Below are 26,089 nucleotides of genomic sequence, written 5' to 3'. Positions count from 1 at the left end.
GGTGCTTTTGAAATTGGCGGAGTAATGTTGCCGCTTCCTGATCGAAAGGAAGGACCAATCAGTGGGCGAACAAATCGACCTGCTTTTGCAGTCGCGCATAGACCGGGATTTGCCAGTCCGGGTCATTGGAGCGATTGAGCAGCGCCAGCCATCCGCGAAGGTGTTCCTCGACGGTGATGATGGTCGTTGCCAAGGGGTCGTGTTGATTCGTGAGGCGCGTGCGCAAGAGTCGTCCGGCGGCGGAGTTTTTCTCGAGCTCGGCGAGGTGATTGGTATCAAGCACCTTCACGATCGACAGGTGGGGGTTGGCTTTCGCGATACTCCCGGCCCAAACGCAGGGCTTCCTTGAAAAGCGGGTCGCTCTCAAAAGCGCCCACGGAGCTTTCCCAGTCATTTTTCACTGAGGAGGAGCGATGGAGGATTGCTTTCATACCCGCAACTTCCTGTTCCAAAGATTTCACTCGCTCTTCCATGGTGATCATGCCGGGGAAGCTAGCACATCTATTTCAGGGAGGAAAATCGATTTTTTGCAGGAATCAACAGCGCGGACGATGGCGTATTTTCCTCCCTGATGCAGCTCGAAAGAGTCTCGACTGACGAGCAAGGCTTCCAGATATGGGGCGGATTATCTGCAAGTAATTGTGGGCGAGTGGATTATTAGGATTCGTTCTGTTACGGATTGGATGGGCGAGGTTGTTTTTCGGTTGTGCGGAGTCGTTTCTTGGCGGCGGCGGGCGTTTCTTGGGTGCGCGTGGGTGTTTTTTGAGTGCGTGAGGTCATTTCTCGGATACGCGAGGGGATTTCTTGGCTGCGGGGGGCGTTTCTTGACTGCGCGAGGTCGTTTCTTGGATGTCGGAGGCGATTTCTCGGATGTGTGTGGGCGTTTCTTCGAGGTAAATGTCGATTTCTTGGATGCGTGGGGGCGTTTCTTGACGGTGGAAATGAAGAGAGCCGCTGCCCAAGGGGCGGCGGAAGTGGGGCTGCCGCGGCGGGTGGATGGGCAATGGGAAGCGCCCCTGCTCATCTCGCTGGCGTTTCATGGACTGGGCGATCGGATATCGCCCTTCCTTGTGGGGCTGATGCGTCGTCCCGCCTTGCTTGCGGCGGCTTGTTTATGTTGGCCTAAAAGTCAGGACGTGTTAAGTGGGTGCTGTGAAACGCCTCAGCCGGGCTGAGTTGCGAAAAACTCCACCCGCTGAGTCCCACCTCGAAACCCGATCCGCGATGCGCCCGTTGCTGGCTATTTTCCTGACGTCCGTGGCCCACGCGCAGTTCCTGCCCGGGGTGGATCCGCGCGTTCCGGAACCCAAGCCGGTGGAATCACTGCCGGTGAAAAAGGCGGACACCCGCGCGGTCGGGACCGGAGCGATCCTCTGCAAGCGGCTCACGGAAATCCGCCTGGAATCCCGGAGCGGCGAGGAATTGACCCGAATCTTGGACGGATTCCGCGTGGCGGAGAATTTGCTGCTGCCTTCCCCGACCACGCTTGGCGCGAAGCTCGCGCCCTGGAGCGGGCGGCCTCTGGCGGAGGGCGATCTCGTCGCCATCGCCGACACGATTCTGGTCCATTACGATGTCGAAGGATACCCGGTGGTAGGCATCGATGCGCCGGATCAGGATTTGGAAACTGGGATCTTGAGATTTTTTGTCGATGTCGGCCGGATCGGGAACGTCGGAGTCACCCGCCCGAAATACGGCAGTCCGCAAGCCGTCACCCGGGGGCTTACACTGCGGCGCGGCGAAATTTTACGGCGCTCCGAGCTCGACGAGCAGATGGCTTGGTATGGCCGCAGCGTGTTCCGGCGGCCGCAGTTGATGGTCTCTCCGGGCAGCGAACCGGCGACCGCGGATTTGCTCATCGGCCTGGCGGAGAAACGACCGTGGCGGGCGACGCTCGGTTACGAAAACAGCGGGCCGGACCTCCTAGGAAAAGACCGCTTCATGTTCGGAGCGGCGGGAATGACAAAAAACGAGCACATCCTGGCGTGGCAGACGGTCCTCGGTGATCCCGTGTCCTCGCTGCAAGCGCACGCGCTGAGCTGGGAAATCCCCTTTCACCGCATCCATCAGTCGCTCCAGCTCGACGCGGTTTACGCGGAAGTGCTCTCGTATTCGATGCAAAGCGGTTTGCCGGTGGAAAATACCGGAACCTCGTGGTCGATGGCAGCGCTTCAAAAGCTGTCATTGCCCAGCCTCGGGAAATGGCGGCAACGGCTGACGGCCGGCGTCGAGGTCAAGGCGACTAACCAATTCGTGCTTTTCGGTGGAGCCCCCTTTTCGCCCGGCGAGGTAAGGCTGGTGAACGCGAAGCTCAATTACGGCTTGGCCCGCGATTGGGATGACGGGGCTTTCCAGATCGACACCACTTTGCTGGGCGCGCCCGGCGGGGTGATCCCGGGAAATGACGACGAGGACTTCCAAATTTACGACTCCGAAGCGGTGGCGAACTACGGAATCCTGCGGCTGGCGACGCAAGGTTGGTGGTCGTTAGGCGCGGACTGGCGCATCGCCCTGCGCGCCGCCGGCCAAGTGGCGAACACCCGGCTGCTCCCCGTCGAGCAATTCGCGGCGGGCGGCTATCAGACGGTGCGCGGAGTCGCCGAGCGCGAATATTACGCCGACAACGGCTGGCAAAGCAGTCTGGAACTTTATGCGCCGGCGCTCACGATCCAGGCCCGCTATCAGATGAGGTTGTTGGGCTTTTACGATCAAGCGATGTTGCAGAACTGCGGGGAAGACGCGGTTTCGCTGTCGAGCGCCGGATTGGGCGTGCGGATCAAAATGGCCGACAAGGTGGACCTGCGGGTCGATCACGGCTGGCGCTTGGATGACGCGGGCTCCGAGATTCACGTCGGCCTCCAGATGACTTATTAGGAACGGAAGGTCATCCGGCTCTACTTAAAGCCAGCTCATCAAAAAAGTTTACTTAATTTGGAAATCAAGGCGCGGGGGTTGCGATTGGTAAAGAGATGACGAGCTTCACTCCAACCCCAACCCCGCAGACCGGCGATGAAAATCCGGGGGGAACGATTCGCCAGGGTCAAGGGTTTGGATTGGGTGAATTCGCCTTCTTTCCCACCGGCAATGCCGGGCGGATTCATGTGAAATACCAGCAACCCGCCTGCACGATGGGGGAAGCGGGGCGGAACGACAGCACAGGCAAAACTATCGAGGTCGGGGGGCCTCGCTCGCCGAGGCACTCGTTCAGCTCCGTCATCGGCAAGGGCGCGCTGCGGGCAGCGACGCAGCGACGGGCCGGGGGGCCCGGCGGCGCGTCACCCCGCAAATTTTTCGTGGCATTTAACGAAGTAGTGTTCTGCAGCGGAGCGGTGCCGGGGGGCGCCGCTTGCTGAGCCCCTCCCTTGAGGGGTTTTAAAGCCGCCACCAGACAGGGTCGGAATGACGTGGGAGAAATTTCCACGGGTTCCGGCCCTTTTCCTTGGCGCGTCAAACGCGCTGCCGCGGTGATCGTCGCTCGGCCTACTCCTTCGTTTTGGCGAGGAGTTCCTTGAGTTTCGCAATGTAGGCGTCCGTTCCGCCTTTGAGCTCGCCGATGTCTTCGGAGAGCTTTTTGCCCTCGGAGTCGAGCAGGTAAACGGTGGGGAACCCGCCCGCGAGGTATTGTTTTTCGAGGGCCGCATTCTGCTTTTTCAGCTCGGCGGTCTGTTCCTTTTTCTTGGGGAAGTCCGCTTCCATCAGAATCAGGTTTGCCGCGGCGAAGTCTTTGAAGGCTTTTTGTGAAAAGACCTCTTTCTCGATTTTGATGCACCAACCGCACCAGTCGGAGCCGGTCAAGTTGATGAGAATCGGCTTGTTCTCGGCCTTGGACTTGGCTTTCGCGGCCTCCCAATCGGTGTGCCAGCCCTCTCCGCCCGCGAGGGCCAGGGAGGTGGATACGGATAGGATGGCGAGGGATTTGAAGAGGAATTTCATGAGTGCTCGGAACGGGTCAATTTCAGTCGAGGTCCTTCTTTTCGAGCGCCTTGTCGAGGTGTGCCAGGAAATCCTCGGTTTTAGGGAACGCGGAGGCGTAAAAGCGGGTGAACTCCTTCCCTTCCGGCGTGAACAGGATCACCGTTGGGAAGCCTTCGATTTTGTATTTCTCCGCGAACGGCTGGTTTTTCTCCTTCACCGCCGGGTCGCCTTTCGGGAAATCCAATTCGACGAGAATGTATTTTTTCGAAGCCGCAGTGACGAACTCCTTGGTGGAAAACACGTTCTTGCGCATCGCGATGCACGGCGGGCACCAATCGGAACCGGTGAACTCGACGAGCACGGATTTCTTCTCGGTCTTGGCCTTTTCAAAGGCTTTGTCGAGATCAGTGGTCCAACCTTCGGGAGTCGAAGCGAAGGCGGTGGCGGTGAGGGCGGCGCCGCAGGTGACGGCAGCGAGCCAAGTGATTGCTTTCATGTTCCTATTAAGTGCCGCCAAACGCTGGATTATTCAAATTTTTTTCGTCAGGCCGCCTCATTCGGTTTAGCGAATGGCCATGCAAGCGCCGCCACGTCTGATCATCGCCACCCGCAACGCCCACAAAACCGCCGAGATCCGGGCGATGATCGGGGACGATTTCGAAGTGCTGGACGCGACGGCCTTTCCGGATTTCCCGGAGATCGAGGAAACCGGGACGACCTTTCTCGAAAACGCCCGCCTGAAAGCCGAAGGAATCAGCGCCGGCGTGGAGGGCTGGGTTTTGTCCGATGATTCCGGTCTCGAAGTGGACGCGCTCGCCGGCGCACCGGGCGTCTGGTCGTCCAGTTATGGCGGCGAGGAGGGAAACCACGCGAAAAACAACGCCCGCTTGTTGGCGGAAATGGCCGGGAAAGCCGATCGCAGCGCCCGCTTCCGTTGCACCATGGTGCTCGCCCGCCACGGCGTGGAGCAGGCGAATTTCTCGGGAACCGTCGAGGGACGGCTGGTGGACGCGCTGAGCGGAACCGGCGGATTCGGCTACGACCCGCTGTTCATCCCGACGGGGCACGAGCAGACGTTCGCGGAGTTGGGCGACGCGGTCAAAAACACTTTGAGCCACCGCGCCCGCGCACTGGGCCAAGTCATTGCCTACCTCGCCGAGCACGGGACAAAATAATTTACATCGCTTGATAATTTTGCAAATTTGGCCGCCGTGAAAAACTTCCTTCTCGTTCTGGCAATCGGCCTGCCGTTCTCCAGCGGACTCGTTTCCTGCTCCAGCCAAGTCAAAGCCAGGCGGCCGGTTTCCTACCATTTTGAAAGCGGCCGCACCGCCCTGTTGAAGGACGGACTCGCCTACGCGCCGAGAAACGCCCCGGCCGCCGTGAAGCGGGCGGTCGCCGCCGGCAACCGCCTGCAAGGCAGGCCATACAAATGGGGCGGCGGCCACGCGCGGCAGAAAGATTCCGGCTACGATTGCTCCGGCACCGTGTCCTACGTCCTCCGCGAGGCGGGCCTCATGAAAGGCAGCATTCCGTCCCGCGACTATTTCGGCTACGGCAAAAAGGGTGAAGGCAAATGGATTACCATTTACACCCGGAAGGGCCACGTTTTCATGACCGTCGCCGGCCTGCGCCTCGATACCGGCGGCCCCGTCGGCGAGTCAGGTCCGCTCTGGAAACCGGAGACCCGCCAGGTCCGAGGCCACGTGATGCGCCACCCGGCCGGTTACTGAAGCGCTCCAGCCAGCTCGACCAGCGAGGGGAAAATCCGGTCCGCCGCCGAGAAATCCAGTCCCGCGGTCACCCGGTTCGGCACCACCCAGACGCTCATCCCGGCGGCCTTCGCCGACTTCACGCCGTTGAGCGAATCCTCAATCACAAGGCACTCCGCGGGCTGGAGCTCCAGCCGTTTCGCCGCCTCCAGATACAAATCCGGAGCCGGCTTGATTCGCGCCGCGTCGCCCCGGCAGACGACCGTCTCGAAATGGTGCGCGAACGCCAGTTTCCCCAGCCAGCCATCCACCCAGTGATGCGATGAACTCGAAACCACCGCCCGCCGGCTCCCTCCGCGGCCGAGTTGTTCCAGCAAGCCGATCACGCCCGACATCGTCCCTTCGCCGGTCAAGTCGCTCATGATCCGCTCCTGCCGCCGCGCGTCGAGATCGTGCCAATCAAAGGCCAGCCCCGAGAGCTCCTCCAAGTGCGTCTTCGGCGACCACGTGGCGAAATCCGAGCCGATGCAGCGCGTGTAAATTTCCAGCGGCAAGTCGTGGCCGTGGTCCTCGAAAGTCCGCAGCCACGCCTGATAGATCGCCCACTCGGTGTCCACCAGGACCCCGTCGAAATCAAACAACACCGCGGAAAAAGCCATGCCGGGGAAATGCCCTTTGCCGCCCGGCGCGGCAAGTCCGGAAGCGGTTTCTTGCCGTTGGCCATGTTTGTGGCCATGGCGATTCTGGTAAACACCGCTGAATTCAAGGACCGGCTTTCCGAGTTTCTTGAAATCGTGGAAATGGGCGGCGAGGTCATCATTTGCCGCCGCAACGTGCCGTTGGCCAAGGTGGAATCCATGCGCAAACCTGCGGGTGGTGTTCAAGGTGCCAGACAAAAAGAAGAGGATCATCCCGATAGCCACAAAAGCTGATCTTCCCCAAAACCGATCCATCACCTCCATTCTTGCCCCGCACGATTAATGTTCTTATGAACACACATTGTGCCATCCATATACCAACCCCGCCGCCCCCGGGCCTCCCCACTCTGGCAAATCCTCACTGCCGCCTGGGACACCTTCGTCGCCGCCTACGAGAAAAAACACCGTCCCACCCTCGGCCCGCTCCGCCCTAACGTCTTCACCACCGTCCGCAACTTCCTCCGCTGCGGCGACCTCGCCTCCGGCTTCCTCCGCTTCCACTGCACGGACTGCGGTCACGAGCGCCTCCTCGCCTTCACCTGCAAAGGCCGCCACCTCTGCCCCGCCTGCCACCAACGCCGCGTCCGGCAGACGGCCGATTGGATCGCCACCGCCGTCTGCCACGAAGTCCCACACCGCCAATTCGTCTTCACCATCCCCAAGATCCTTCGCGGCATCTTCCGCAAGCGCCGCGATCTCCTCCACCACCTCTTCAAAACCGCCACCGCAACCCTCCAGGAAATCTTCCGCGCCCGCCTCAACCTTCCCGATGGCAAACTCGGAGCCATCGCCGCCGTCCACACCTTCGGCGACTACTTGATCTTCCACCCGCACCTCCACGTCCTCGCTGCCGACGGCCTCTTCACCCCGGATGGCCGTTTCCACTGCATGCCCGCCGAAGACCTCGCCCCCGCCATCGAACTCTTCCGCCATCGTTTCCTCCAAGCTCTCCGCGACGGCAAACACATCAGCCCGAAAAAACTCGCCGACCTTCTCTTCTGGAAACACTCCGGCTTCCACATCCACGACGGCGGCGAAAAGCCCGTCGCCGCCCACGACAGCGCCGGGCGCAAACGTTTGGCCGAGTATCTCCTCCGCCATCCCTTCTCCCTCCAGAAAATCACCTGGAACGCCAGCACCCAGACCGTCATTTACCGCTCCAAACGACATTACAACACCAAGCGCAACTTCGAGATCTTCAAAGCCCCCGACTTCATCGCCGCCGTCATCGACCACCTCCCGCCCAAGGGCAAACAAACCGTCCGCTACTACGGCCTCTATTCCAACAAAACCCGAGGCCAACAATCCCTCATTCCCGACCGCATCATCCGCCCACCGGCCCCCCCTTCAAATCAACAATCAGAAATCAACAACCTGTCCGTCGTAGCCTCGGCGAAGTCGGATCATCAATCGGAAATCCTCCTCGTCCCCGCCCCACCAAAACAATCCGCCCGCTCCATGCGTCCCTTATGGCGTGACCTCATCCTCAGAGTCTGGGGAGCAGACCCGCTCCAATGCCCATGCTGCAAAGCTCCCATGAAACTCGCCGGTGCAGTAAAACGCCCCGAGCAAATCGAATTCTTCCTCCGTCTCCACGGGCTTTGGGAAGGCATCATCCAGCTCCCTCGGCCACCGCCGCCTCCTTTCGACATCGAGACGATGGAACCCATCGAACCGCCCTGGCAGGCGATCAAAGAATGGATACCCGACGACGAACCGAATCTCGACTGGTTCAACCGTCCCCGGAATCCATCCGATCCCGATCCTGAAGGCTTCGACCAGCGCCCCACATGGAAACCAGACGAAATCCAATTGGACGACGGCCGAACCCTGGTTCTCGAATACACCTGACAAGCAGGAAGCTCATCCGCCAAAAAACCGCCGCCAAAAGAAATCTTGGCAAAGCGGTTCGGAAGGCAACGCTCGCGGCGAATGAAAACCGCCATGAAACGCCTCATCATCCTCGCTCTTGCAATCGCCCCCGCCCATGCCGCCGATCTCACGCCCTTCGCCGAGGGTACGGCCCAACAACGCGAACGCCTCGCCAAGATCGGGGGCGCCCCTGCCGACGAGATCGATCTCAAGGACTGGACGAACTCCAAGCCGCTCAAACTCGCCGACCTCAAGGGCAAGATCGTCGTGCTCGACTTCTGGGCCACTTGGTGCGGACCCTGCCTCGCCAGCATCCCCCACACTAACGAACTCGCCGAAAAATACGCCAAGGACGTCGTGGTCATCGGCGTCTGCCATCCCAAAGGCTCGGAGAAAATGAAACAGGTCGTGGACGCCAAGAAGATCGCCTACCCCGTCGCCGTGGATGAGGATGGCAAGCTCGCCAAGGCCTACCACGTCGATGGTTTCCCCGATTACTACCTCATCGACCGCGAGGGCAAACTCGTGCTCGCGGATTGCGACAACAGCAAAGTGGAGGACGCCATCAGAGCCTTGCTCGGCGACAAGTAACCTCCCGCATGAGACCCTTCTGTTATCTCGCCTTCCCACGAGCGGTGATCGCAACCCCCTTTTCCCCCGTCTCCGGTCCTCTCATGAGCTTCCTCAAAGGCCTTCACCCCAAAAGCAATTCCTTAGCAACAAGACTCCATGGCGTGCCATCCACGAATAGATTGCCATCGCTCCGCTCTGGTTATGAAGCCTGCAAGTTCCTCGGTTAAAAATATCTTCCCTCTTCGAATTGAATTACCCAAAGTCTTCTTCGCAAATCATTCACAAAATATGAAAAAACTCATTTATCTGCTCTCCATAATTTTTGGCATCTCTCTGGCTCCAGAGGCCGATGCGAGTATGCAAATTTTTGTTAAAACGCTGACGGGAAAGACGATTACGCTCGATGTGGATTCATCCGATAGCATTGATAGTGTGAAGCAGAAGATCCAGGACAAGGAAGGCTTTCCTCCTGATCAACAACGGCTTATTTTTGCGGGCAAGCAACTGGAGGATGGTCGCACGCTCTCGGATTACAACATTCAGAAGGAATCTACCCTGCATCTGGTGCTCCGTGTCCTTCTGGATGAAACGAGTGTGGCGGAACAAGCTCAAATTTCACGAACTGCGATGCGCACCGGAGGGATGGTTTTGCACGGGCTGCATGGCCATCCGATGGATTATCGCGTCGAGCCGGGGAAAGACTATGCGTTTTGGGTCGGCGGCGATTGGGGAGAGGATCAGCATGCCCAACGTGATGGTAGTTTTGGGATTGCTGAAATCGGAGCCTCACGCGTTTTGAGTTCTTCTGGAATCCAGCTTGGTATTGGCTTGGGTAAGTCTTGGAGTGATCACGATACCTACCTAGGAGGCGACCAGGAAATGCGCGGCGAATACCTGCTGGGTGAACTCATCTTGCCAGCGGAAGGACTAGGCTCGAATGCCTGGATGACATTTACCGGATATTATCACCAATCCGCTGCGGATATATTGCGCGCTTATGATACCGGATTGGCAACCGACTATTCCTATGGCGAGACCGATATTAGCACATGCGCGTTTCGTGCACGAGTCGACTGGGAAAATTCGTTCGCGCTCGCAGGCTGCGAATTTTCACCCTACGTCGACCTATCTTTCATCGAATCACAAGTCGACGGCTATAGCGAAGCGGGTGGTGCGGCCCCTGCCATCTATGCTTCTCGCACCGATCATTCCCTCGAAGCGCGTGCAGGTCTAAACATGCTTTATGAAATCAATCCATTCATGGCAGTGACTGGAGAAGTCGGTATGTACCAACAATTGAGCGAGAGGAATTCCGCCGTGAATGGTCAGGCATTGGGATCTAACTTCAGTTTGATGATGTCGGAAGCAGATGACACTTGGATGATCGGCTCGGTCGGCATCAGGGCCATCACCGAAGTTGGCACTATCAACTTACGACTCAATGGCACCACCGAAGGTGGCGATTCGACTGCATGGGTATCGTTGGTTTGGGGTATTTCATTGTAGTTGATGTTTAACAATCTAAATCGATGGGTGATGCTTGCCTCTCACTTGGTTTACGTCTTTATCTTGGGTCAGCATTGGTCTGTTAGAAGCAGCGCCAAGCTGCCGTGTTGCAGCTGGATGGGTTACTCCACAATGCTATGTCCTTCTCATTGATCCACCGATGTTCTGATGCTATCCGCCGAGTGTTTCAGCGCGAGGCGCAGAAGCATGTTCCACTCGCCGATGTTCTTACTGCTCGATTGGCCGACTCACCAACCCCCTTTTCCCCCGTCTCCGGTCCTCTCATGAGCTTCCTCAAAGGCCTTCACCCCAAAAGCAATTCCTTAGCAACGAAGTGCTCGCATTCGACTACGATGACGGCCACCTGCGCAACTTGCGCACCGCGTTTTCCACCAGCCACATCGACGCCTCACCGGATGGCATGACGATCGATGCCAAGGGCAATCTATGGATCGCATTCTGCCACGGCGGTTGCGTATCATCGTTCAATCCAAGCACTGGCGATGAATTGCGCCGCATTCCATTGCCTTGCTTAGAAACCACCGCCTGTGCATTTGGCGGGCCCGACTTGCAGGATCTCTACGTCACCACGGGTGTCCATAAAACCGCCAAGGAAGAACACGCAGGCCGCCTCTTCGTCATTCGCGGCCTCAAGACCAAAGGGGTTACCGCCCATGCCTTTGAAGGCTGAATAAGAACGCCTTGTCATCCATAAGGCAGATAATTGAACAAACCACGAACTCGCGTTCGTTTTAACGGAAACTTTTCCCGACCCCAAACGTAGTACCCTCACATGAAGATCTGGCATACCATCCTCACCTGCACAGCCATCGCTTTTAGCGCGATCACCAGCCACGCGCAAAACGCTGAATCCGCGCCACTCGTCATCAACGACAAAAAACTACGCGAGGACTTTGAAGCAAAAATGGCTGAACTGATCAAAGCCGGCAACCACACGCCATATGAAAAACTCAAAGAACAATTGTCACGCAAGTCCTGCAAGCTCGACCTGCCGTCTGTCAACACCGCAGAAATGACCCCTGCTGACATCTATCAAAAATGCATCGGCAGCGTGGTGATGGTCTCCAAACTCTACCACTGCAAAAGCAACAAGTGCGTAAAAACTCACACCAACATCGCAACCGGTGTCGTCATCCACGAAAATGGAATCGTAGTCACCAATTACCATGTGGCCGAGAGCGACCAATCAAAACTCATCGGCATGGGAGTGATGACCATCGACGGCAAGGCCTTCCTAGTGGATGAAATCCTCGCAGCTGATCAAGACGGCGATGTCGCCATCCTCAAACTCAAAGACGCCAGCGGCTTGCAAGCTGCTCCGATATTTCGTGATGAACCGGTCGGCAAGCCCGCCACCATCATCAGCCACCCTGTTGGCAATTTCTACACATTGACCCATGGTTGCATCTCCCGCTTCTACCTCAACGATAAGGAAAAATGCGTCATGAACGTCACCGCCGATTACGCCAAAGGATCCAGCGGCGGCTGCATTTTCAACCATCAAGGCAATATGATCGGCATGGTTTCTAACACCGTTTCCATCACTTACAACAACCTCCCGCTCGGCATCGACGCAAAGAGCAAAGCTCTGGAAATCGCCGACAAGGAGACCAAACCCACTATCGTCGATGGCAAGCCACTCTTCATCGGCATGAACCACCAAATGACCGTCAAGAATTCCGTCGCCTCAAGAACGATCCTCGATCTGATCAAAGAATGATTCCAACCCCCTTTTCCCCCGTCTCCGGTCCTCTCATGAGCTTCCTCAAAGGCCTTCACCCCAAAAGCAATTCCTTAGCAACTCCGACCCAATGGCTCTTTCAGGGGCCTCCCGCAGAAAGCAAAGTCCTAGCAGCAAAAAACACCCTAAGCCCTGCCTGCATGATTATTCGCCCCATTTTGTTTGAGAGTCCGTCGATCCTTCTTGCTTGCGCATGGCTTCAGGTTTCTGCGGTTTGTGCCGATGGTCTGTTGGATGGCATGAATGCCATTGCCTTTGATACCTCGCAAGGCATTGAATCCCAATTTACCTATGAGCCTGAGCATTCGGTCGCTCCGGTTGGCGATTTCACATCGAGCGTTGGCGGCAATTCGTTCAACGGCAACTATTTCCTGGGAGCCAACAGATATTACAATCACTCCACATCGATCACCGGCCAGAACACCGTCACAACCAACCTTGAGGCAGGTCATATCTGGAACGGTCATGAATCGCTTGGTCATGTCACCAGTTTCACCCACTCGTCGGACACTTGGGGCGGCACTTTGGTAGCACCCAAGTACGATCGTCATGCGACATGGGTGGGCATGTTGATTGGAGGTCGCCAGACCAATACCAATGGAGGAATTTTTCAGCAGGGCATTGCCTACGGAACGGACCTTCGCAGTGCGGCGATTGCCACTTCATGGTCTGGAACTGCTTATGCGGGAGCATTCTCCAACAGTGCGAATTCCTATGTGACCGCATTTACGAACTCATTCGCCGCGTCCGATGTGATTAATTCGAGTTTTGGTTACACGGATCCGGGAGGCACGGCTGTTTTCACATTGTTCAGCGATTCGATGGCCTATCAGAATCCGTTTTCGACCTATGTTACCAGTGCTGGTAATAGCGGGCCAGGGTCCAACTCGGTGGGTGCTCCGGGAGCTGGCTACAATACCATCACGGTTGGTGCGCTTGGCAACGCCAATACTTTTGATGCTGCGGCAAGCTTCAGCAGCCGTTCTCCGCAGAGCTTCGGGTATTACAACGAGAGCGGCGCCATGGTGATTGTGAACGGAGTGCGTGCGGCGGTGGACATCTCGGCGCCGGGTGTTTCCCTTAGCAGTGCTTTCTATGGCGGCCAAAATGGTGGCAACAATACCACTCTTGCAGGATCGACCAACAACACGGCCACCAACCAGTACTCTCAGGGTATTGCGGGCACGAGTTTCTCCGCGCCACTTGTGGCGGGTGGTGCCAGCCTTGTTGCAAGCGCCGCAAAGACGCTTAGCGAACTATCCGGCAACCAGAACGCCAGGCAAAGCGTCGTCACCAAGGCTCTTCTCCTCAATGGTGCCGACAAGACCAGTGGCTGGAGCAATGGTCAGACTCTGGCCAGTGCCGGTGGGGATTCGTACATCAGCACCACGCAGTCGGTCGACTGGGTTGTCGGCACCGGGCGCATGAATCTGGATACGACATTCCAGTTGCAGGTGAATGGGCAGATCGATGTCTCGGGCACGGGTCAGGGTCAGCTTGGCAGTGTAGCCACAAGCGGGTGGGATTACGGCAATGCCATGGTGGGTACCAACAACGACTATCTGCTGGCCAATCCGATCCTTGGCAACAGCACGATCACCACCACTCTCACCTGGATGCGTGCACGTGAATTTGACCCCTTTATGGGTGATCTTTATGAAGTCGCCCAAGCCAACCTCAATTTGTCTGTATGGGCACTTGATCAAAACAACACATTCACCGACCTCGTTGCCCGCTCGGAGAGTTTCTATAATAACGTCGAGCACCTATCCTTCACCGCGCCGACCACTGGACGGTATGGCATACGCGTTGAATATGGTGGCAATACTTTCGACAACACGCTCAACGATATCTGGGGCACAAATTCTTTTCTTCAGAACTATGGTCTTTCGTGGAATGCCGTGGCTGTGCCGGAGCCTGGCAGCCTGCTGCTGGTTTCGCTTTGTGGACCCTTGCTGGTTTTCTCCAGGGGTCGTGCTATGGCTGCGATGCGAAAGAGATGCTGAGGCCGTGTTGTAGGATCGCGTTTTTGGTTGATACCTATGTGTCGATTGGCGCAGTCGGGGGTGTGGGTGGTGTGTTCAGAAAATGAAACTCTGAGTTGATAAAAAATTTTTCGAGGATGTCATTTGGCTCAAGCGAGGTCGGCGTTGATGACTTCTGGTTGAGGATCAGTTGATGGATGGCGACAATTTGTTTGCCGTGAGCCGTGATAGACAACCCCCTTTTCCCCCGTCTCCGGTCCTCTCATGAGCTTCCTCAAAGGCCTTCACCCCAAAAGCAATTCCTTAGCAACCAGGCAACTCTTGCAGGATCCGCTAACGACGTCAGTGGCGGCGTGCTCACATTCGCCAAAGTCAGTGGTCCGACATGGTTGAGCGTGGCTGCGGACGGGGCACTGTCGGGAACGCCATTGAGCAGCCATCTGGGAGACAACAGCTTTGTCGTGAGTGTCAGCGATGGCATCTCCACCGTGCAAACCACACTCAACATCACGGTGAAATCCGCATTTGAGGTTTGGTCGTCCGGAAGCGCATCGGCATTCGGGGATGATGCCAATGGCGACGGCGTTCCCGACGGAGTCGCATGGGTGCTTGGCTCACCTTCGCCCGGGCAAAGCGCCAACAGTCGGCTTCCGGCAGCGCGGAGGGCGAATGATGGCGGATTGACCTTGTCTTTCAACTGCCTGAATGCCGCCCATCGGGGTGCGGCCACCCTCAGTTTGCAGTTCAGCCGGGATTTGGGCGTCGGCGACTCATGGGAGGATCACACCGTGGCCGTTCCCTCCTCGAGCGGTATTGATCCATCCAGCGGCGTGGCGTTTGAAGTAACGCCAAACGGCAACATCAACCAAGTGCAAGCCACCATTCCCGCCAGTGCGGTCGATGACAGCGGTCGGATCTTCTGCCGCCTCAGAGCCTTGCCAACACCATGATTCCGTCCGTTCACATGTATTCGATCATTCATGGAGTGCGATGCCATGGCAATTACCCCGCTTTTTCTCAAATCCCATCGATCTTTGTAATGACCATCCGAATCATGGCGTATGCGTAGGGCTTATCCGGTTCTTTCTTTCCATCACAAATCCGACCCTACGCATGAAAACCATCCAACAAACCATCACCCCGATACTCGCACTTTGCGCGTTTGTCATAGGCCTATCCGAGAATGGCATGGCTGCTTCCCGCGCCAAAGGCAAAACCCCGATACCGGATTTCACCCAAGGTGGGAAATCCGACGACAGCCATGACTGGACGCTCGGTTCCACCGGTGCTCGTGGCTGGATCTACGCATGGAAACATACCGATGAAGCCCGCCAGATCCTCATCACGAATGTGGCCAAAGGTTCTCCTTCCGACGGCATTCTCCAAGCGGATGACGTGATCCTCGGCGTGGGTGGCAAACCATTCGATCAGGACGCCCGCATCCAATTCGCCAAGGCTGTCACCACCGCCGAACAGGAGGCCTCCAAAGGCATCCTCCAACTCATTCGCTGGCGTGCCGGAAAAACCGAAACCGTCGAAATCAAACTTCCCGTCCTGGGCACCTACAGCGCCACCGCACCCTACGATTGCAAGAAATCCGCGAAAATCCTCGATCTCGGTTGCCAGGCGATCGCCAAGCGCGGGTTGTCCGGCACTTCCATTCCTAACAGTATCAACGCCATGGCCCTGCTGGCATCCGGCAAGGAGGAATACAAGCCGCTGGTCGCCGGGTATGCGAAGCTCGCCGCCGAGCTGCGCATGGAAAGCATGGCCACCTGGCACTACGGTTACGCGCTGATCTTTCTCGCGGAATACGTCATCGCTACCGGCGACCAGTCAGTCATGCCGGGACTCACGCGGCTGGCTCTCGAATCCGCTCGTGGCCAGAGCGGCGTGGGCACATGGGGGCACAAGTTCGCCCGGCCCGATGGCAATCTTAACGGCTATGGTGCCATGAACTCGCCGGGCATGCCGCTTGCAGTCGGTATGGTGCTCGCCCGCGAAGCCGGTGTGAAAAACCCGGATCTCGACAAGGCGATCGACCGCGTCTCCTCTTTCCTCCGCTGGTATATGAACAAAGGTGCTCCTCCCTACGGTGATCACGCACCATGGCCGGGTCATGAGGACAACGGAAAATCCTCCAACGCGGCTGTTCTCTTCGATTTGTTAGGTGATGTCGAGGCTGCCACCTTCTTCGCGAAAATGAGCGTGGCGGCCTACGACGAACGCGAACGCGGACATACCGGCAATTACTTCAACATCGTGTGGGCCATGCCCGGTGTTTCCCGCTGCGGTCCGCAGGCCAGCGGGGCCTACTGGCAGGAACAAGGTTGGTATTACGAACTCGCCCGCGGCTGGGACAACAGTTTCCCCTATCAAGGTTCCCCGGTCGGCGAAGAGGAGCACGGGAAATACAAAGGCTGGGACAATACCGGTGCCTGCCTGCTCGCCTACGCACTGCCGCTCAAGAAAATCCGCCTCACCGGCAAGGGTGCCTGTTCGGTGAAGCCAGCTTCGAAATCGCAGGCCGATCAACTCATCGCTGATGGCCGCGGGTACTTCCCGACCAAGGCCAAGGCTCCTCTCCTCTACGCGAACCGTAGCGTGAAGGATCTAATCGCTGGTCTGTCGAGTTGGTCACCCATCGTTCGCAAGCGCTCTGGCGAGGAACTCGCCAAGCGTGAAGGAAACCACCTGCCCACATTGTTGGAGTTGCTGGAATCCAAGGATCTCGACACCCGCTACGGTGCGGCTGAGGCGTTTGGATTTCTCGGCGCCAAGGCCGATCCCGCCGCGCCACAACTCCGCGCCTTGCTCAAGGCTGACGATCCGTGGTTGCGCTCGCTGGCTGTGACTTCGCTCGCTGCGATTGGTGAGCAAGAGCGCAAGAAATCCCTGCCTGATTTGCTCGTCATGATGGGCACCCCGATGCCCGGTGACCCGCGCGGCATGGCCCATCGCGCCGCAACGGTGGCCCTGTTCTCAAAAACCGGTGGCATCATGACCGGCTCGCTCGACGGTGTGGATCGCGATCTCCTTTACCCGGCCATCAAGTCCATCCTCAAAAATCAGGACGGCCGCGCCCGCGGAGATCTCTCTCCAATCTACGCCAAACTCACCGATCAAGACATCGCCATGCTGCTTCCCGAGATCATCCAAGCGATCCAGAAGCTGGCTCCCAGCGGCGAGATGTTCGCCGACGGTATCCGCCTCGCGGGACTCGATGTGCTATCCCGCCTCGGCATCCGCGAAGGCATTCCGCTCTGCATCCAGGTGATCGATCCAACCCGCTGGGGACAAGGCAACCGAATCCCGAAATGCCTTACCTACCTCACCCGTTACGGTAGCCATGCCAAGGAAGTCTTACCACAGTTGAAGGAGATCCGCGTCAATGTCGCGTTGGTCGATAAGGCAATCGCCACCATCGAAGGTAGCACTCAATCACCTGCCTTGGTCGGCATGGAGGATTTTAGAAAGAGTCACGCCAAGCCGTAGCTCGTTCAGGTCATTTCCCTTTTGAATTCGATTCACTCATGAAAATCACACCGCTCTTCGCATCCTCGTTCGTCACGATCCTGCTTGCAAGTCACACAAGCGCCGTCGAACTCGCATCGGTCTTCACGGACCACATGGTGCTGCAACAGGAAATGGAGGTTCCTGTCTGGGGTAAGGCGAATCCCGATGAATCCGTCACCGTCACCTTTGCCGACCAGAAGGCCACCGCCAAAGCCGGGGCCGATGGAAAATGGTTGGTGGGAAATGGGGTCAGTGTGCAAATCTTGACAAAATCCCCCTCTCACCTACGGTCCCAGCATGCCGCGCAGTCTGCGAATCGAATTTCCCGGTGCCTTTTACCACGTCATGGCGCGTGGCAACCGGCGCGAAACGATTTTCCATGACGACGATGATCGCCGGTTTTTCCTCGCCACCCTCTCCGAGGCCTGCGCGATGACCGGTTGGCGGGTACACGCCTGGGTGCTGATGGGAAACCACTATCATCTCTTCATCGAGACGCCGGAGCCCAATCTGGTTGCTGGCATGGGCTGGCTACAGAATACGATCACCCGCCGTTACAACGTGCGCCACATGGCCTGGGGCCGACTGTTTGGCGACCGTTACAAGGCGGTTGTGGTGGATGGGGTAGACACGTATCACTACCGGACGCTGGCCGACTACATTCACCTCAATCCGGTTCGGGCGCGGTTGGTCCAGCCGAAAAAGGGCCAAAGTGTCCTGGACTATCCGTGGAGCAGTGTGGCCGGAGGTTGGGCCTTGCCGCCGGGAATGCGCCCGAAATGGTTGGCCGCCGCGGAGGGACTGGAACGATTCGATCTGCCGGACACCGGGGCCGGTCGGCGACGGATGGTGGAGCGCTTGGACCGCCGGGCGGTGGAGGAAGAGATCAAGAAGTGCGGGATGCCGGTCGATGCGGAACAGCTGGATGCGCGGTGCAGCCATCTTCGGCGCGGTTGGTATTGGGGAAGCCAGGAGTTTGCTGAGAAACTGCGGAGGATTTCCGAAAAGCTCATCAAGGAAAAGACGCGATCGTCGCGAGCCTACCGCAAAACCCCGCAGGTCACGGCGCACAGCGAGGAGCAGGCGGAGCGCTGGCTGGCAGAGGGTCTGCAGCAGTCGGGTCTGGTGGCGAAAGATCTGCCAAGCATGAAAGGATCTGATCCACGGAAACTGGCTCTGGCGGAACTCCTCTGGAAACGGACGACTGTCTCGCAGGAGTGGATCGCAAAAAAACTGTCCATGCGCAGCGCAGCAAACGTGAGCCAGCAGTTGCGCCGGTTCAATCGGGTGAAAACCCAGTCCAAGCTGTCTCCCGAAATGCAGACTTTTCTCAGCGAGGCATGGAGTTCAAGCTTGTGAGGGGTCTTTTTTGTCAAGTTTTGCACACTGACCCCATTTCCTCACCGGCGAAGCTACCGGGCGAAGGCCTCGCGTGGAAGCTGGATGCCCAAGCCCGACGGGCGAAAGCGTCCGTTAGGAACGGCTCGCTGGAGGAGAAGATCATCCACGCCGCGGTGTCTGAGGCGGTGAGCCTAATTTACGAGGAGGATTGTCCCGGCATCACCCACAAGTGCGCCAAGACGAGGAAGGAAGGACGGTTTGCCATTCACCGCCATACGATTGCGAAACGCCCTGGGAGCGACCGCACTTCCCGCAGCTTGGCTTTGACCGATGCCGGGTTTGTGTCTATTTCCGACCCCTTTCCCATGAAGGAGCAAATCGAAGCCATCCAAACTGAAGCGCTTGCGCAAATTTCCGCCGCCGCGGACGAACGCGCGCTCGACGACGCCCGCGTGGCCGTGCTCGGCAAAAAAGGCACCCTCACCCTCGTCGCCGCGGGCATCAAGGACGTGCCGAAGGAGGACAAAGCCGCCGTCGGTCAGCTTCTCAATGCCGCCCGCACCGCCATCACCGCCGCGCTCGAGGAAAAACAACTCGCCCTCCGGGAAATCGCCGACCGCGCCGCACTCGCCGGCATCGACGTCACCCTTCCCGCCCGCCAAATCCACGTCGGCTCGCTGCACCCGCTCACGCTCATCCGCGACCAAGCGATCGGCATCCTCCGCCGGATGGGTTTCGCCCTCGCCGACGGCCCGGAAATCGAGGACGAGTTTCATTGCTTCGACGCCCTCAACACCCCCGCCGACCACCCGGCCCGCAACGAAAAGGACACCTTCTATTTCGACTCCGGAAAGCTCCTCCGCACCCATACCTCCAGCGTGCAAGTCCGCACCATGGAAACCCAGACGCCGCCGATCCGCATCATCGCCCCCGGCTCCGCCTACCGCCGCGACGAAATCGACGCCACCCATCTATCCGTTTTCAACCAGCTCGAAGGCCTCTACGTCGGCACCGACGTTTCCCTCCCCGACCTCAAGGGCACGCTCGAATATTTCCTCCACGAACTCTTCGGCCCGAGCACGGAAGTCCGGTTCCGCCCGCACTTTTTCCCGTTCACCGAGCCGAGTTTCGAGATCGACGTGAAACTCACCGTCAAGGGCCAGGCCCCGCGTTGGATCGAAGTCGCCGGCTGCGGCATGGTCGATCCCGCCGTCTTCGAATCCATCAACAAGTCCCGCAAGGACAACGCCTTCGACCCCGAAAAAGTCACCGGCTTCGCCTTTGGCATGGGTCTCGACCGCCTCGCCATGATCCGCTGGGGCATCAAAGACATCCGCCTCCTCATCGAAAACGACGCCCGTTTCCTCAAGCAGTTCGCTTGAAGAATGAAATTGAACCGCAGATGAACGCAGATGGACGCAGATAAGATTCAGAAATTCTTATTCACCGGATTCGCGGTGCCTCAAAATCTTCATCCCCTCTCCCATCTGCGTTTATCTGCGTCCATCTGCGGTTAAAAAATCTTCCTCTTCTCTCCATGAACATTTCTCTCAACTGGCTCGCCACCCACCTCGACCTCTCCGGTAAATCCATCAAGGAAATCGACGACCTCTTCACCTTCGCCGGCGTCGAAGTCGAAGGCATCGTTTCCAAAGGCATCGCCTCGGAGCGCATCGTCGTCGCCCAGATCATGCAAGCCGTCCAGCACCCGAACGCGGACCGCCTGAAAGTCACCCAGGTCAACTGCGGCGAAGCTGGCTTGCGCCAGATCGTCTGCGGTGCCCAGAACTACAAAGTCGGCGACAAAGTCCCCTGCGCCCTCCCCGGCGCGGAACTCCCCGGCGGCTTCACCATCGGCGAGACCGTCATGCGCAAGGTCGAGTCGAAAGGCATGCTCTGCGCCGCCGCCGAGATCGGCCTGCCCGCCGGTGAAGACGGCCTGCTCATCCTCCCCGAGGACGCGGAAATCGGCAAACCCGTCAAACAACTCTTCGACTCCGACACCCTGCTAGAGCTCGAAGTCACCCCGAACCGCCCCGACCTCCTCAGCCACCGCGGCATGGCCCGCGAGCTCGCCACGTTGCTGAAAACTCCGCTGCTCCCGCTGGAAATCCCCTCAAGGAGCGTGGGCGTCTCGCCCACGAGTCAAATCCGCATCGAAGCCCCCGCCGCCTGCCCGCTCTACACCGCCGTTAGGATGTCCAACGTCACCGTGAAGGAAAGCCCCGCATGGCTCAAGCAGCGTCTCGAATCCATCGGCCTGCGCCCGATCAACAACATCGTCGATGTTACCAACTTCGTGCTCCACGAACTCGGCCAGCCGCTCCACGCCTTCGACGCCGCGAAACTCACCGGCAACATCATCGTCCGCCACGCCAACGACGGTGAAACCTTCCTCGCGCTCGACGAATCTACCCACGTCCTCACCCCAGACGATCTCCTCATTTCCGACGAATCGGGCACCGCTCTCGCTCTGGCCGGCGTCATGGGCGGAGCCGAGAGCGGCGTCACCGAAACGACTACCGACATTCTGTTGGAGTCCGCTTATTTCACCCCGCAAGGCATCCGCCGCACCTCGCGCCGCACCTCGCTGACATCGGATTCCTCCTACCGTTTCGAGCGCGGCGGCGATCCGGCAGGCGTTCTCACCGCCTCCGCGTTCGCCGTGAAACTCATCCTCGAAATCGCCGGCGGCACCGCGGAAGCCACCACCCAAGTCGCCGGCGCGGCTCCGGTTCTCACCCAGCCCGTCACGCTCGACGCCAAGAAACTCGACCAACTCATGGGCGGCTCCATTCCTCTGGCAGACGCCGAGGAAATCCTCACCCGCCTCGGCCTAACCAAGCTCGCCGACGGCACTTGGGACGTCCCATCCTTCCGCGCCGATCTCCAACGCCACATCGATCTCGTCGAGGAAATCGCCCGCGTCCACGGCCTGGCCAACGTGCCGTCGCGTTTCCAAGGCACCTTCGTCCCCGCCAGCCCGGTCGATGCCGCTTACGATGCCGATATGGTCCTTCGCCGCCGCCTCGCCGCGCTCGGTTTGCACGAATGCCAGACCATCAAGCTCATCTCGGACGCCCAGGTTTCCGACATCCTGCCGCTGCGCCCCATGCAGGACGGCGATGTCATCCGCGTGAAACTCCCGCTCAGCGAAGACCACGCCGTCATGCGTCCGAGCATCGTTCCCGGCCTGATCGCCTCCGCTGCGAGAAACGTCCGCCAACAGGCGAAATCCCTGCGTTTCTTCGAAATGGGCCGCGTCTTCCGCAACGCCGGCGGCGGCAAAGCCAAGGACCAGGAAAGCGAAACGCTCGCCGTGTTACTTTCCGGCTCCGCCCAACCCACCGGCTGGTCCCAAGCCGACCGCACCGCCGATCTCTACGACCTCAGAGGCGTCCTCTCCGCCCTGCTAGGCGACCGGAAAATCACCTTTGCCCCGAAGGACCGCCCCGGCTTCGTGCTCGCCAGCGACATCAAGCTCGACGACCAGAACATCGGCGTCTTCGCACGGCTAACACCCGCCCGCGAGCGTGAATTGGATTTCACAACGCCCGTCTTTGTCGCCGAGTTAGACCTCGGAAAACTGAGAAAACTCCTCAACGGCATCAGCCACGTCGAGGACCTCCCGCAGTTCCCCGGCTCCTCCCGCGACGCCGCGATGGAGCTCCCCCTCACCACCCCGAACGCGCAGATCGAAGCCGTCATCGCCAAGCTCGCCGAGCCTTTGTTAGTCTCGTCCGAGTGCTTCGACGTCTTCACCGACCCCACAGGCCAGAAGATCGCCGCCGACAGCAAGTCCGTCGCCTATCGCTTCCAATACCGCGAGCCCACCCGCACGCTCAAGACGGAAGAGATCGACGCCGCTCATCAGAAAGTGCTCGAAACACTGACGAAGGGGCTGGGGGTGAAGTTCCGGTGATGCCCCATCAACGTGGACTGACCTACCGATGACTTTGTGAGAAATATGCCCGGTGGGTCGCCGGATCAAACGCGACGCTCACACCGCTGTTATTTGCAGCGCGCTTCTCATGGACAAGCGCCTTTGGAATCACCACAAGTTCTTCCTCGCCATCGCGATTTCGAACGATGGCAGGACGGCCCAGCTGCATTTGGCCAGGCGGCCTGACACCTTCACTTTCGGTCAATTGCCAACCATTTGAATATTCTGCCAATTGTCATTTGCCTAAAAGTAGCGCTTCGCGAATCGCCTCCGGATGCAGCCTTGCCACCGCCCTCGAGTCCGTCGCCGCGCCGCCGGATTCGGCGGTGGCACATTCCCATTTACGGATGGTGGCGAGGGAGACGTCAAGCATCAGAAAGTGCTAGAGGCACTGAGGATGGGGCGGGGGTAAAATTGCCTTTGCGGGTTTCAATTCTATCAACATTCCACCACGTTGACGGCGAGCCCGCCTCGGGAGGTTTCCTTGTATTTCGATTTCATGTCGCGGCCGGTGTCGCGCATGGTGCGGATGACCTTGTCGAGCGAGACGAAGTGCGTGCCGTCGCCGGAAAGCGCGAGGCGCGAGGCGTTGATCGCCTTGACCGCGCCCATCGCGTTGCGCTCGATGCAGGGGATCTGCACCAGCCCGCCGATGGGATCGCAGGTGAGGCCGAGGTTGTGCTCCATGCCGATCTCGGCGGCGTTCTCGACCTGTTTCGGGGAGCCGCCGAGAAACTCGACAAGTCCGGCGGCGGCCATCGAGCAGGCCACTCCGACCTCGCCCTGGCAGCCGGCTTCCGCGCCGGAAATCGAGGCGTTGCGCTTGTAGAGCATGCCGACCGCGGCGGCGGTTAGAAGGAAGCGGTGTTCTCCATCGGGAAACGGCGAGTGGCGGAATCTCACGGCGTAATGCAGCACGGCGGGGATGATGCCGGCCGCGCCATTGGTGGGAGCGGTGACGACCCGGCCGCCCGCCGCGTTTTCCTCGTTCACGGCGAGGGCGTAGAGGTTGACCCAGTCGAGGATGGTCAGCGGGTCTTTCAACGCGGCCTCCGGCGAGTTGATTAGATTTTCATGGATCGCCTTCGCCCGCCGTTTGACGTGGAGGCCGCCGGGCAGGATTCCTTCCTGGTCGCACCCGCGTTTCACGCAGGCTTGCATGGCTTTCCAGATCCCGTCCAAGCGGGCGCGGGTCTCCGTTTCCGGGCGGAACGCGGCTTCGTTCGCCCACATCACGCCGCTCACCGGGAGGCCGGTGGCGGCGCAGTGTTCCATCAGTTCCACGGCGTTGGCGAATGGATAGGGCAGACTGATGGAAGCGGGCGCGGGCTGTTTCATTTCCGCCACGGTGGCGATGAATCCGCCTCCCACCGAATACATCACCTCGTCGCAAACCGGCTCGCCCGCGGCATCCAGCGCCGTGAAATGCATCCCGTTCGGGTGCAGCGGCAGCGGCTTGAGGCGTTTGAAATCCAAGTCCTGCTTTTCCTCGAAATCGAGTTCCGTCCCCCATGGCGCCCGCAAACGTTTTCTCGCGCGCAGGTCTTCGAGGCGGGCGGGGATCGCATCGATATCGACGTCTTCAGGTTTCTCGCCAAGGAACCCGAGGATCACCGCGACATCCGTGCCGTGGCCTTTTCCCGTGGCCGCGAGCGAGCCGTATAAACCGCATTTCAAGCGGACCACCCGCGGGGCGAGTCCCTTCGCTTCCAGCTCCCTGACAAACCGGCAGGCCGCGCGCATCGGCCCAACCGTGTGCGAGGACGACGGGCCGACGCCGACCGTGTACAAATCGAGTGCTGAGAGAGGCATGGCTGGCTTGATGTCCGATGCAACCCCCGCGGCCGCCGGCTGGCAAGCGGAATGCCAGCGGGTGTGAAGCGGTCCGTTTCACCAATCGACTGTGAGGCCGGCGTAGAGGCCGGTGCCGGCGCCTTCGATGACGGTGCCGTAGAAGCTGGAGAGCTGATAGGATTCGTCGAACGCGTTTTCGAGGCGGGCGTGGAGCTTCACCTTGTCGCAAATCTGATAGGAGCCGTAGAGGCGGGCGACGGTGTAGGATTCCAGCGGATCGCCGCCCCACGAGTGGTCGGAGAGATGGGTGGCACCGATGCCGACGAGGGATTTGGCGCTGGGTTTCCAGTCGAGCGAGGCGGTGGCGGCGTTCTTTGGATGGTCGCCGAGGCTCTCGTGGAGGTAGGTCCAGGCGAGGCGGTAACTGAGGGCGTTTTCCAGCCAGCTGCCATGGATGCCGAGCTCGAGGCCGTCGGTGGTGGTGCCGGGGAGGTTGGCGGCGGTGTAGGTCGTGAAGTCGCCGGAGGGATTGGCGTAGGATTCGATGGCGTCCTCGATGCGGTTGGAAAACCAGGTGGCTTCGAGGGTGTGGTGGTCGCCGATTTTCTGTTCGATGCCGATGTCCCAACCGATGGAGGACTGGGCGGCGAGGTCGGGGTTGGCGACATAGTTGAAATAGCCGAGGTCGATGTTGTAAAACAGATCGTTGTAACTCGGGGCGCGGAACGATCGTCCGAGTCCGGCGCGGAAGGAGGTGCCGGATTTCTCCAGTTGATAGATCGAGCCGAGGCGCCAGGTGAATTCGTCGCCGTAGGAATCGTAGTTCTCCCAGCGGAAAGCCGCGGTGGTGGTCAGGTTTTCGACGGGGTCCCACTCGAGGGCGGAGTGGACGCCGTAGCGGTCGCCGCCTTCATCGACGCCATCGGTGACTTGGAACGAGTCGTGATGGAAAAATCCGCCCGCGAGGAGGCGGAGGTTTTCGGCGAGGGTGATCTCATGGTCGGTGGAGATGCTGCCGGCGCGCGTGTCGGTGCCGTAGTTTCCGGAAGCGGAGTCGTTGTCGTAAAATTCCTGTTGGTAGCCTGCGAGGAAGCGGGCGGTCCAGCGGTCGGAAATCACGCCGGTGGCGTAAAGCGTGGCGAGGCTGGAATCCACGCGGTTCTCCGAAGCGCCGTGGTCGTCGTAGAAACTATCAAACGCGCGGAAGGTGGTGCCGACGGTCCAGACCGGGTCGATTTTGCCTTCCACGCGGAGGGCGGTGCTGCCTTGGTGGAAATTTTCGTCAGGCCCGTCGTTCTCGGTTTCCTCATACCCGCCTGCGAGGAAGTAGGAGAGCGGCCCGGTTTCTCCTTGGAACATGGCGTTTGCGGCGAGCGATTGGAACGAGCCCGCTTCGAAGGTGGCGGAGCCATGCGGATCGCCGGAGCCGTGCGGAGTCTCGACCCACAGCACGCCGCCGATGGATTCGCCGC

General features: G+C 59.2%; 24 protein-coding genes. 16 read left to right on the top strand and 8 right to left on the bottom strand.

The window, feature by feature from the left end; translation table 11 throughout:
• Positions 1 to 58 precede the first annotated feature (58 nt).
• Together AC4DF4_RS03675 and AC4DF4_RS03670 are read right to left on the bottom strand one after the other, a co-directional pair.
• Positions 59 to 289, bottom strand: coding sequence for a hypothetical protein (locus tag AC4DF4_RS03675; RefSeq protein ID WP_490046763.1), 231 nt, complete (start codon positions 287 to 289; stop codon positions 59 to 61).
• Positions 276 to 482: a hypothetical protein gene (locus AC4DF4_RS03670; protein WP_490046762.1), complete on the bottom strand. Its 207-nt coding sequence runs from the start codon at positions 480 to 482 to the stop codon at positions 276 to 278. Before AC4DF4_RS03670 ends, AC4DF4_RS03675 begins: the two co-directional genes overlap by 14 nt.
• A gap of 775 nt (positions 483 to 1,257) precedes the next feature.
• Between AC4DF4_RS03670 and AC4DF4_RS03665 the strand changes: the two genes are divergently transcribed.
• Complete coding sequence (locus AC4DF4_RS03665; protein ID WP_490046761.1) at positions 1,258 to 2,874, top strand: ShlB/FhaC/HecB family hemolysin secretion/activation protein; 1,617 nt, start codon at positions 1,258 to 1,260, stop codon at positions 2,872 to 2,874.
• A gap of 38 nt (positions 2,875 to 2,912) precedes the next feature.
• Here AC4DF4_RS03665 and AC4DF4_RS03660 read toward each other — a convergent pair whose 3' ends face one another.
• The 3 genes from AC4DF4_RS03660 to AC4DF4_RS03650 all read right to left on the bottom strand — a co-directional run bounded on the left by AC4DF4_RS03660 (position 2,913) and on the right by AC4DF4_RS03650 (position 4,411).
• The gene (locus AC4DF4_RS03660; protein WP_490046760.1) at positions 2,913 to 3,101 is read right to left on the bottom strand and encodes a hypothetical protein; all 189 of its coding nucleotides are present in this window, start codon (positions 3,099 to 3,101) and stop codon (positions 2,913 to 2,915) included.
• A gap of 379 nt (positions 3,102 to 3,480) precedes the next feature.
• Entirely contained in the window at positions 3,481 to 3,933 is a 453-nt protein-coding gene (locus AC4DF4_RS03655) for a thioredoxin family protein (RefSeq protein WP_490046759.1), read from the bottom strand.
• Positions 3,934 to 3,955: 22 nt separating this feature from the next.
• Positions 3,956 to 4,411 (bottom strand): thioredoxin family protein, encoded by a 456-nt coding sequence (locus tag AC4DF4_RS03650; protein WP_490046758.1) that lies wholly within the window; start codon positions 4,409 to 4,411, stop codon positions 3,956 to 3,958.
• Between the two features lie 79 nt (positions 4,412 to 4,490).
• Here AC4DF4_RS03650 and rdgB point away from each other — a divergent pair, with 79 nt between their 5' ends.
• Entirely contained in the window at positions 4,491 to 5,090 is a 600-nt protein-coding gene (gene rdgB, locus AC4DF4_RS03645; RefSeq protein ID WP_490046757.1) for an RdgB/HAM1 family non-canonical purine NTP pyrophosphatase, read from the top strand.
• Between the two features lie 36 nt (positions 5,091 to 5,126).
• Positions 5,127 to 5,648, top strand: coding sequence for an NlpC/P60 family protein (locus tag AC4DF4_RS03640; protein ID WP_490046756.1), 522 nt, complete (start codon positions 5,127 to 5,129; stop codon positions 5,646 to 5,648).
• Here the strand turns inward: AC4DF4_RS03640 and AC4DF4_RS03635 are convergent.
• Positions 5,642 to 6,286: an HAD family hydrolase gene (locus tag AC4DF4_RS03635; RefSeq protein WP_490046755.1), complete on the bottom strand. Its 645-nt coding sequence runs from the start codon at positions 6,284 to 6,286 to the stop codon at positions 5,642 to 5,644. The genes AC4DF4_RS03640 and AC4DF4_RS03635 overlap by 7 nt on opposite strands.
• 9 nt (positions 6,287 to 6,295) lie before the next feature.
• On the opposite strand from AC4DF4_RS03635, the gene AC4DF4_RS03630 reads away from it, so the two are divergent.
• The 13 genes from AC4DF4_RS03630 to pheT all read left to right on the top strand — a co-directional run bounded on the left by AC4DF4_RS03630 (position 6,296) and on the right by pheT (position 22,802).
• Positions 6,296 to 6,559 (top strand): type II toxin-antitoxin system Phd/YefM family antitoxin, encoded by a 264-nt coding sequence (locus AC4DF4_RS03630; RefSeq protein ID WP_490046754.1) that lies wholly within the window; start codon positions 6,296 to 6,298, stop codon positions 6,557 to 6,559.
• A 69-nt stretch (positions 6,560 to 6,628) separates the two neighbouring features.
• Complete coding sequence (locus AC4DF4_RS03625) at positions 6,629 to 8,176, top strand: IS91 family transposase (protein WP_490046753.1); 1,548 nt, start codon at positions 6,629 to 6,631, stop codon at positions 8,174 to 8,176.
• Between the two features lie 93 nt (positions 8,177 to 8,269).
• Entirely contained in the window at positions 8,270 to 8,788 is a 519-nt protein-coding gene (locus AC4DF4_RS03620) for a TlpA family protein disulfide reductase (protein ID WP_490046752.1), read from the top strand.
• Positions 8,789 to 9,058: 270 nt separating this feature from the next.
• Positions 9,059 to 10,276 (top strand): ubiquitin-like protein, encoded by a 1,218-nt coding sequence (locus AC4DF4_RS03615; protein WP_490046751.1) that lies wholly within the window; start codon positions 9,059 to 9,061, stop codon positions 10,274 to 10,276.
• A gap of 334 nt (positions 10,277 to 10,610) precedes the next feature.
• A complete protein-coding gene (locus AC4DF4_RS03610) occupies positions 10,611 to 10,967 on the top strand; it encodes an SMP-30/gluconolactonase/LRE family protein (RefSeq protein ID WP_490046750.1) in 357 nt (118 codons plus the stop codon).
• A gap of 102 nt (positions 10,968 to 11,069) precedes the next feature.
• Positions 11,070 to 12,017, top strand: a complete 948-nt coding sequence (locus AC4DF4_RS03605) for a S1 family peptidase (RefSeq protein ID WP_490046749.1) — start codon at positions 11,070 to 11,072, stop codon at positions 12,015 to 12,017.
• Positions 12,018 to 12,052: 35 nt separating this feature from the next.
• On the top strand, positions 12,053 to 14,044 hold the full coding sequence (locus AC4DF4_RS03600) for a S8 family serine peptidase (RefSeq protein ID WP_490046748.1): 1,992 nt from the start codon (positions 12,053 to 12,055) through the stop codon (positions 14,042 to 14,044).
• Positions 14,045 to 14,247: 203 nt separating this feature from the next.
• Positions 14,248 to 14,973, top strand: a complete 726-nt coding sequence (locus AC4DF4_RS03595; protein WP_490046747.1) for a putative Ig domain-containing protein — start codon at positions 14,248 to 14,250, stop codon at positions 14,971 to 14,973.
• Between the two features lie 163 nt (positions 14,974 to 15,136).
• A complete protein-coding gene (locus AC4DF4_RS03590; protein WP_490046746.1) occupies positions 15,137 to 17,518 on the top strand; it encodes a DUF6288 domain-containing protein in 2,382 nt (793 codons plus the stop codon).
• 38 nt (positions 17,519 to 17,556) lie between these two features.
• Positions 17,557 to 17,922, top strand: a complete 366-nt coding sequence (locus tag AC4DF4_RS03585; RefSeq protein ID WP_490046745.1) for a hypothetical protein — start codon at positions 17,557 to 17,559, stop codon at positions 17,920 to 17,922.
• Positions 17,885 to 18,898, top strand: coding sequence for a transposase (locus tag AC4DF4_RS03580; protein WP_490046744.1), 1,014 nt, complete (start codon positions 17,885 to 17,887; stop codon positions 18,896 to 18,898). The genes AC4DF4_RS03585 and AC4DF4_RS03580 overlap by 38 nt, the downstream gene beginning before the upstream one ends.
• 347 nt (positions 18,899 to 19,245) lie before the next feature.
• On the top strand, positions 19,246 to 20,262 hold the full coding sequence (gene pheS / locus AC4DF4_RS03575; protein WP_490046774.1) for a phenylalanine--tRNA ligase subunit alpha: 1,017 nt from the start codon (positions 19,246 to 19,248) through the stop codon (positions 20,260 to 20,262).
• Positions 20,263 to 20,417: 155 nt separating this feature from the next.
• A complete protein-coding gene (gene pheT / locus AC4DF4_RS03570) occupies positions 20,418 to 22,802 on the top strand; it encodes a phenylalanine--tRNA ligase subunit beta (RefSeq protein WP_490046743.1) in 2,385 nt (794 codons plus the stop codon).
• Positions 22,803 to 23,261: 459 nt separating this feature from the next.
• On the opposite strand, the gene AC4DF4_RS03565 is transcribed toward pheT, so the two are convergent.
• Together AC4DF4_RS03565 and AC4DF4_RS03560 are read right to left on the bottom strand one after the other, a co-directional pair.
• Positions 23,262 to 24,635, bottom strand: a complete 1,374-nt coding sequence (locus AC4DF4_RS03565; protein WP_490046742.1) for an L-serine ammonia-lyase — start codon at positions 24,633 to 24,635, stop codon at positions 23,262 to 23,264.
• A 78-nt stretch (positions 24,636 to 24,713) separates the two neighbouring features.
• On the bottom strand, positions 24,714 to 26,089 hold a 1,376-nt coding region (locus AC4DF4_RS03560; protein ID WP_490046741.1), incomplete at its 5' end, for a TonB-dependent receptor plug domain-containing protein.

It is taken from the genome of Luteolibacter sp., from assembly GCF_058122085.1.
The sequence above is the reverse complement of the archived record's forward strand: the minus strand, read 5'-3'. Positions and strand labels throughout refer to the sequence as shown.

Excerpts from the sequence above, each read along its gene's own strand:
- AC4DF4_RS03670 (WP_490046762.1), bottom strand. The coding sequence starts at position 482 with ATGATCACCATGGAAGAGCGAGTGAAATCTTTGGAACAGGAAGTTGCG.
- AC4DF4_RS03660 (WP_490046760.1), bottom strand. The coding sequence starts at position 3,101 with ATGAATCCGCCCGGCATTGCCGGTGGGAAAGAAGGCGAATTCACCCAA.
- AC4DF4_RS03655 (WP_490046759.1), bottom strand. The coding sequence starts at position 3,933 with ATGAAATTCCTCTTCAAATCCCTCGCCATCCTATCCGTATCCACCTCC.
- AC4DF4_RS03650 (WP_490046758.1), bottom strand. The coding sequence starts at position 4,411 with ATGAAAGCAATCACTTGGCTCGCTGCCGTCACCTGCGGCGCCGCCCTC.
- rdgB (WP_490046757.1), top strand. The coding sequence starts at position 4,491 with ATGCAAGCGCCGCCACGTCTGATCATCGCCACCCGCAACGCCCACAAA.
- AC4DF4_RS03635 (WP_490046755.1), bottom strand. The coding sequence starts at position 6,286 with ATGGCTTTTTCCGCGGTGTTGTTTGATTTCGACGGGGTCCTGGTGGAC.
- AC4DF4_RS03630 (WP_490046754.1), top strand. The coding sequence starts at position 6,296 with ATGCCCTTTGCCGCCCGGCGCGGCAAGTCCGGAAGCGGTTTCTTGCCG.
- AC4DF4_RS03620 (WP_490046752.1), top strand. The coding sequence starts at position 8,270 with ATGAAACGCCTCATCATCCTCGCTCTTGCAATCGCCCCCGCCCATGCC.
- AC4DF4_RS03615 (WP_490046751.1), top strand. The coding sequence starts at position 9,059 with ATGAAAAAACTCATTTATCTGCTCTCCATAATTTTTGGCATCTCTCTG.
- AC4DF4_RS03605 (WP_490046749.1), top strand. The coding sequence starts at position 11,070 with ATGAAGATCTGGCATACCATCCTCACCTGCACAGCCATCGCTTTTAGC.
- AC4DF4_RS03600 (WP_490046748.1), top strand. The coding sequence starts at position 12,053 with ATGAGCTTCCTCAAAGGCCTTCACCCCAAAAGCAATTCCTTAGCAACT.
- AC4DF4_RS03590 (WP_490046746.1), top strand. The coding sequence starts at position 15,137 with ATGAAAACCATCCAACAAACCATCACCCCGATACTCGCACTTTGCGCG.
- AC4DF4_RS03585 (WP_490046745.1), top strand. The coding sequence starts at position 17,557 with ATGAAAATCACACCGCTCTTCGCATCCTCGTTCGTCACGATCCTGCTT.
- AC4DF4_RS03580 (WP_490046744.1), top strand. The coding sequence starts at position 17,885 with ATGGCGCGTGGCAACCGGCGCGAAACGATTTTCCATGACGACGATGAT.
- pheS (WP_490046774.1), top strand. The coding sequence starts at position 19,246 with ATGAAGGAGCAAATCGAAGCCATCCAAACTGAAGCGCTTGCGCAAATT.
- pheT (WP_490046743.1), top strand. The coding sequence starts at position 20,418 with ATGAACATTTCTCTCAACTGGCTCGCCACCCACCTCGACCTCTCCGGT.
- AC4DF4_RS03565 (WP_490046742.1), bottom strand. The coding sequence starts at position 24,635 with ATGCCTCTCTCAGCACTCGATTTGTACACGGTCGGCGTCGGCCCGTCG.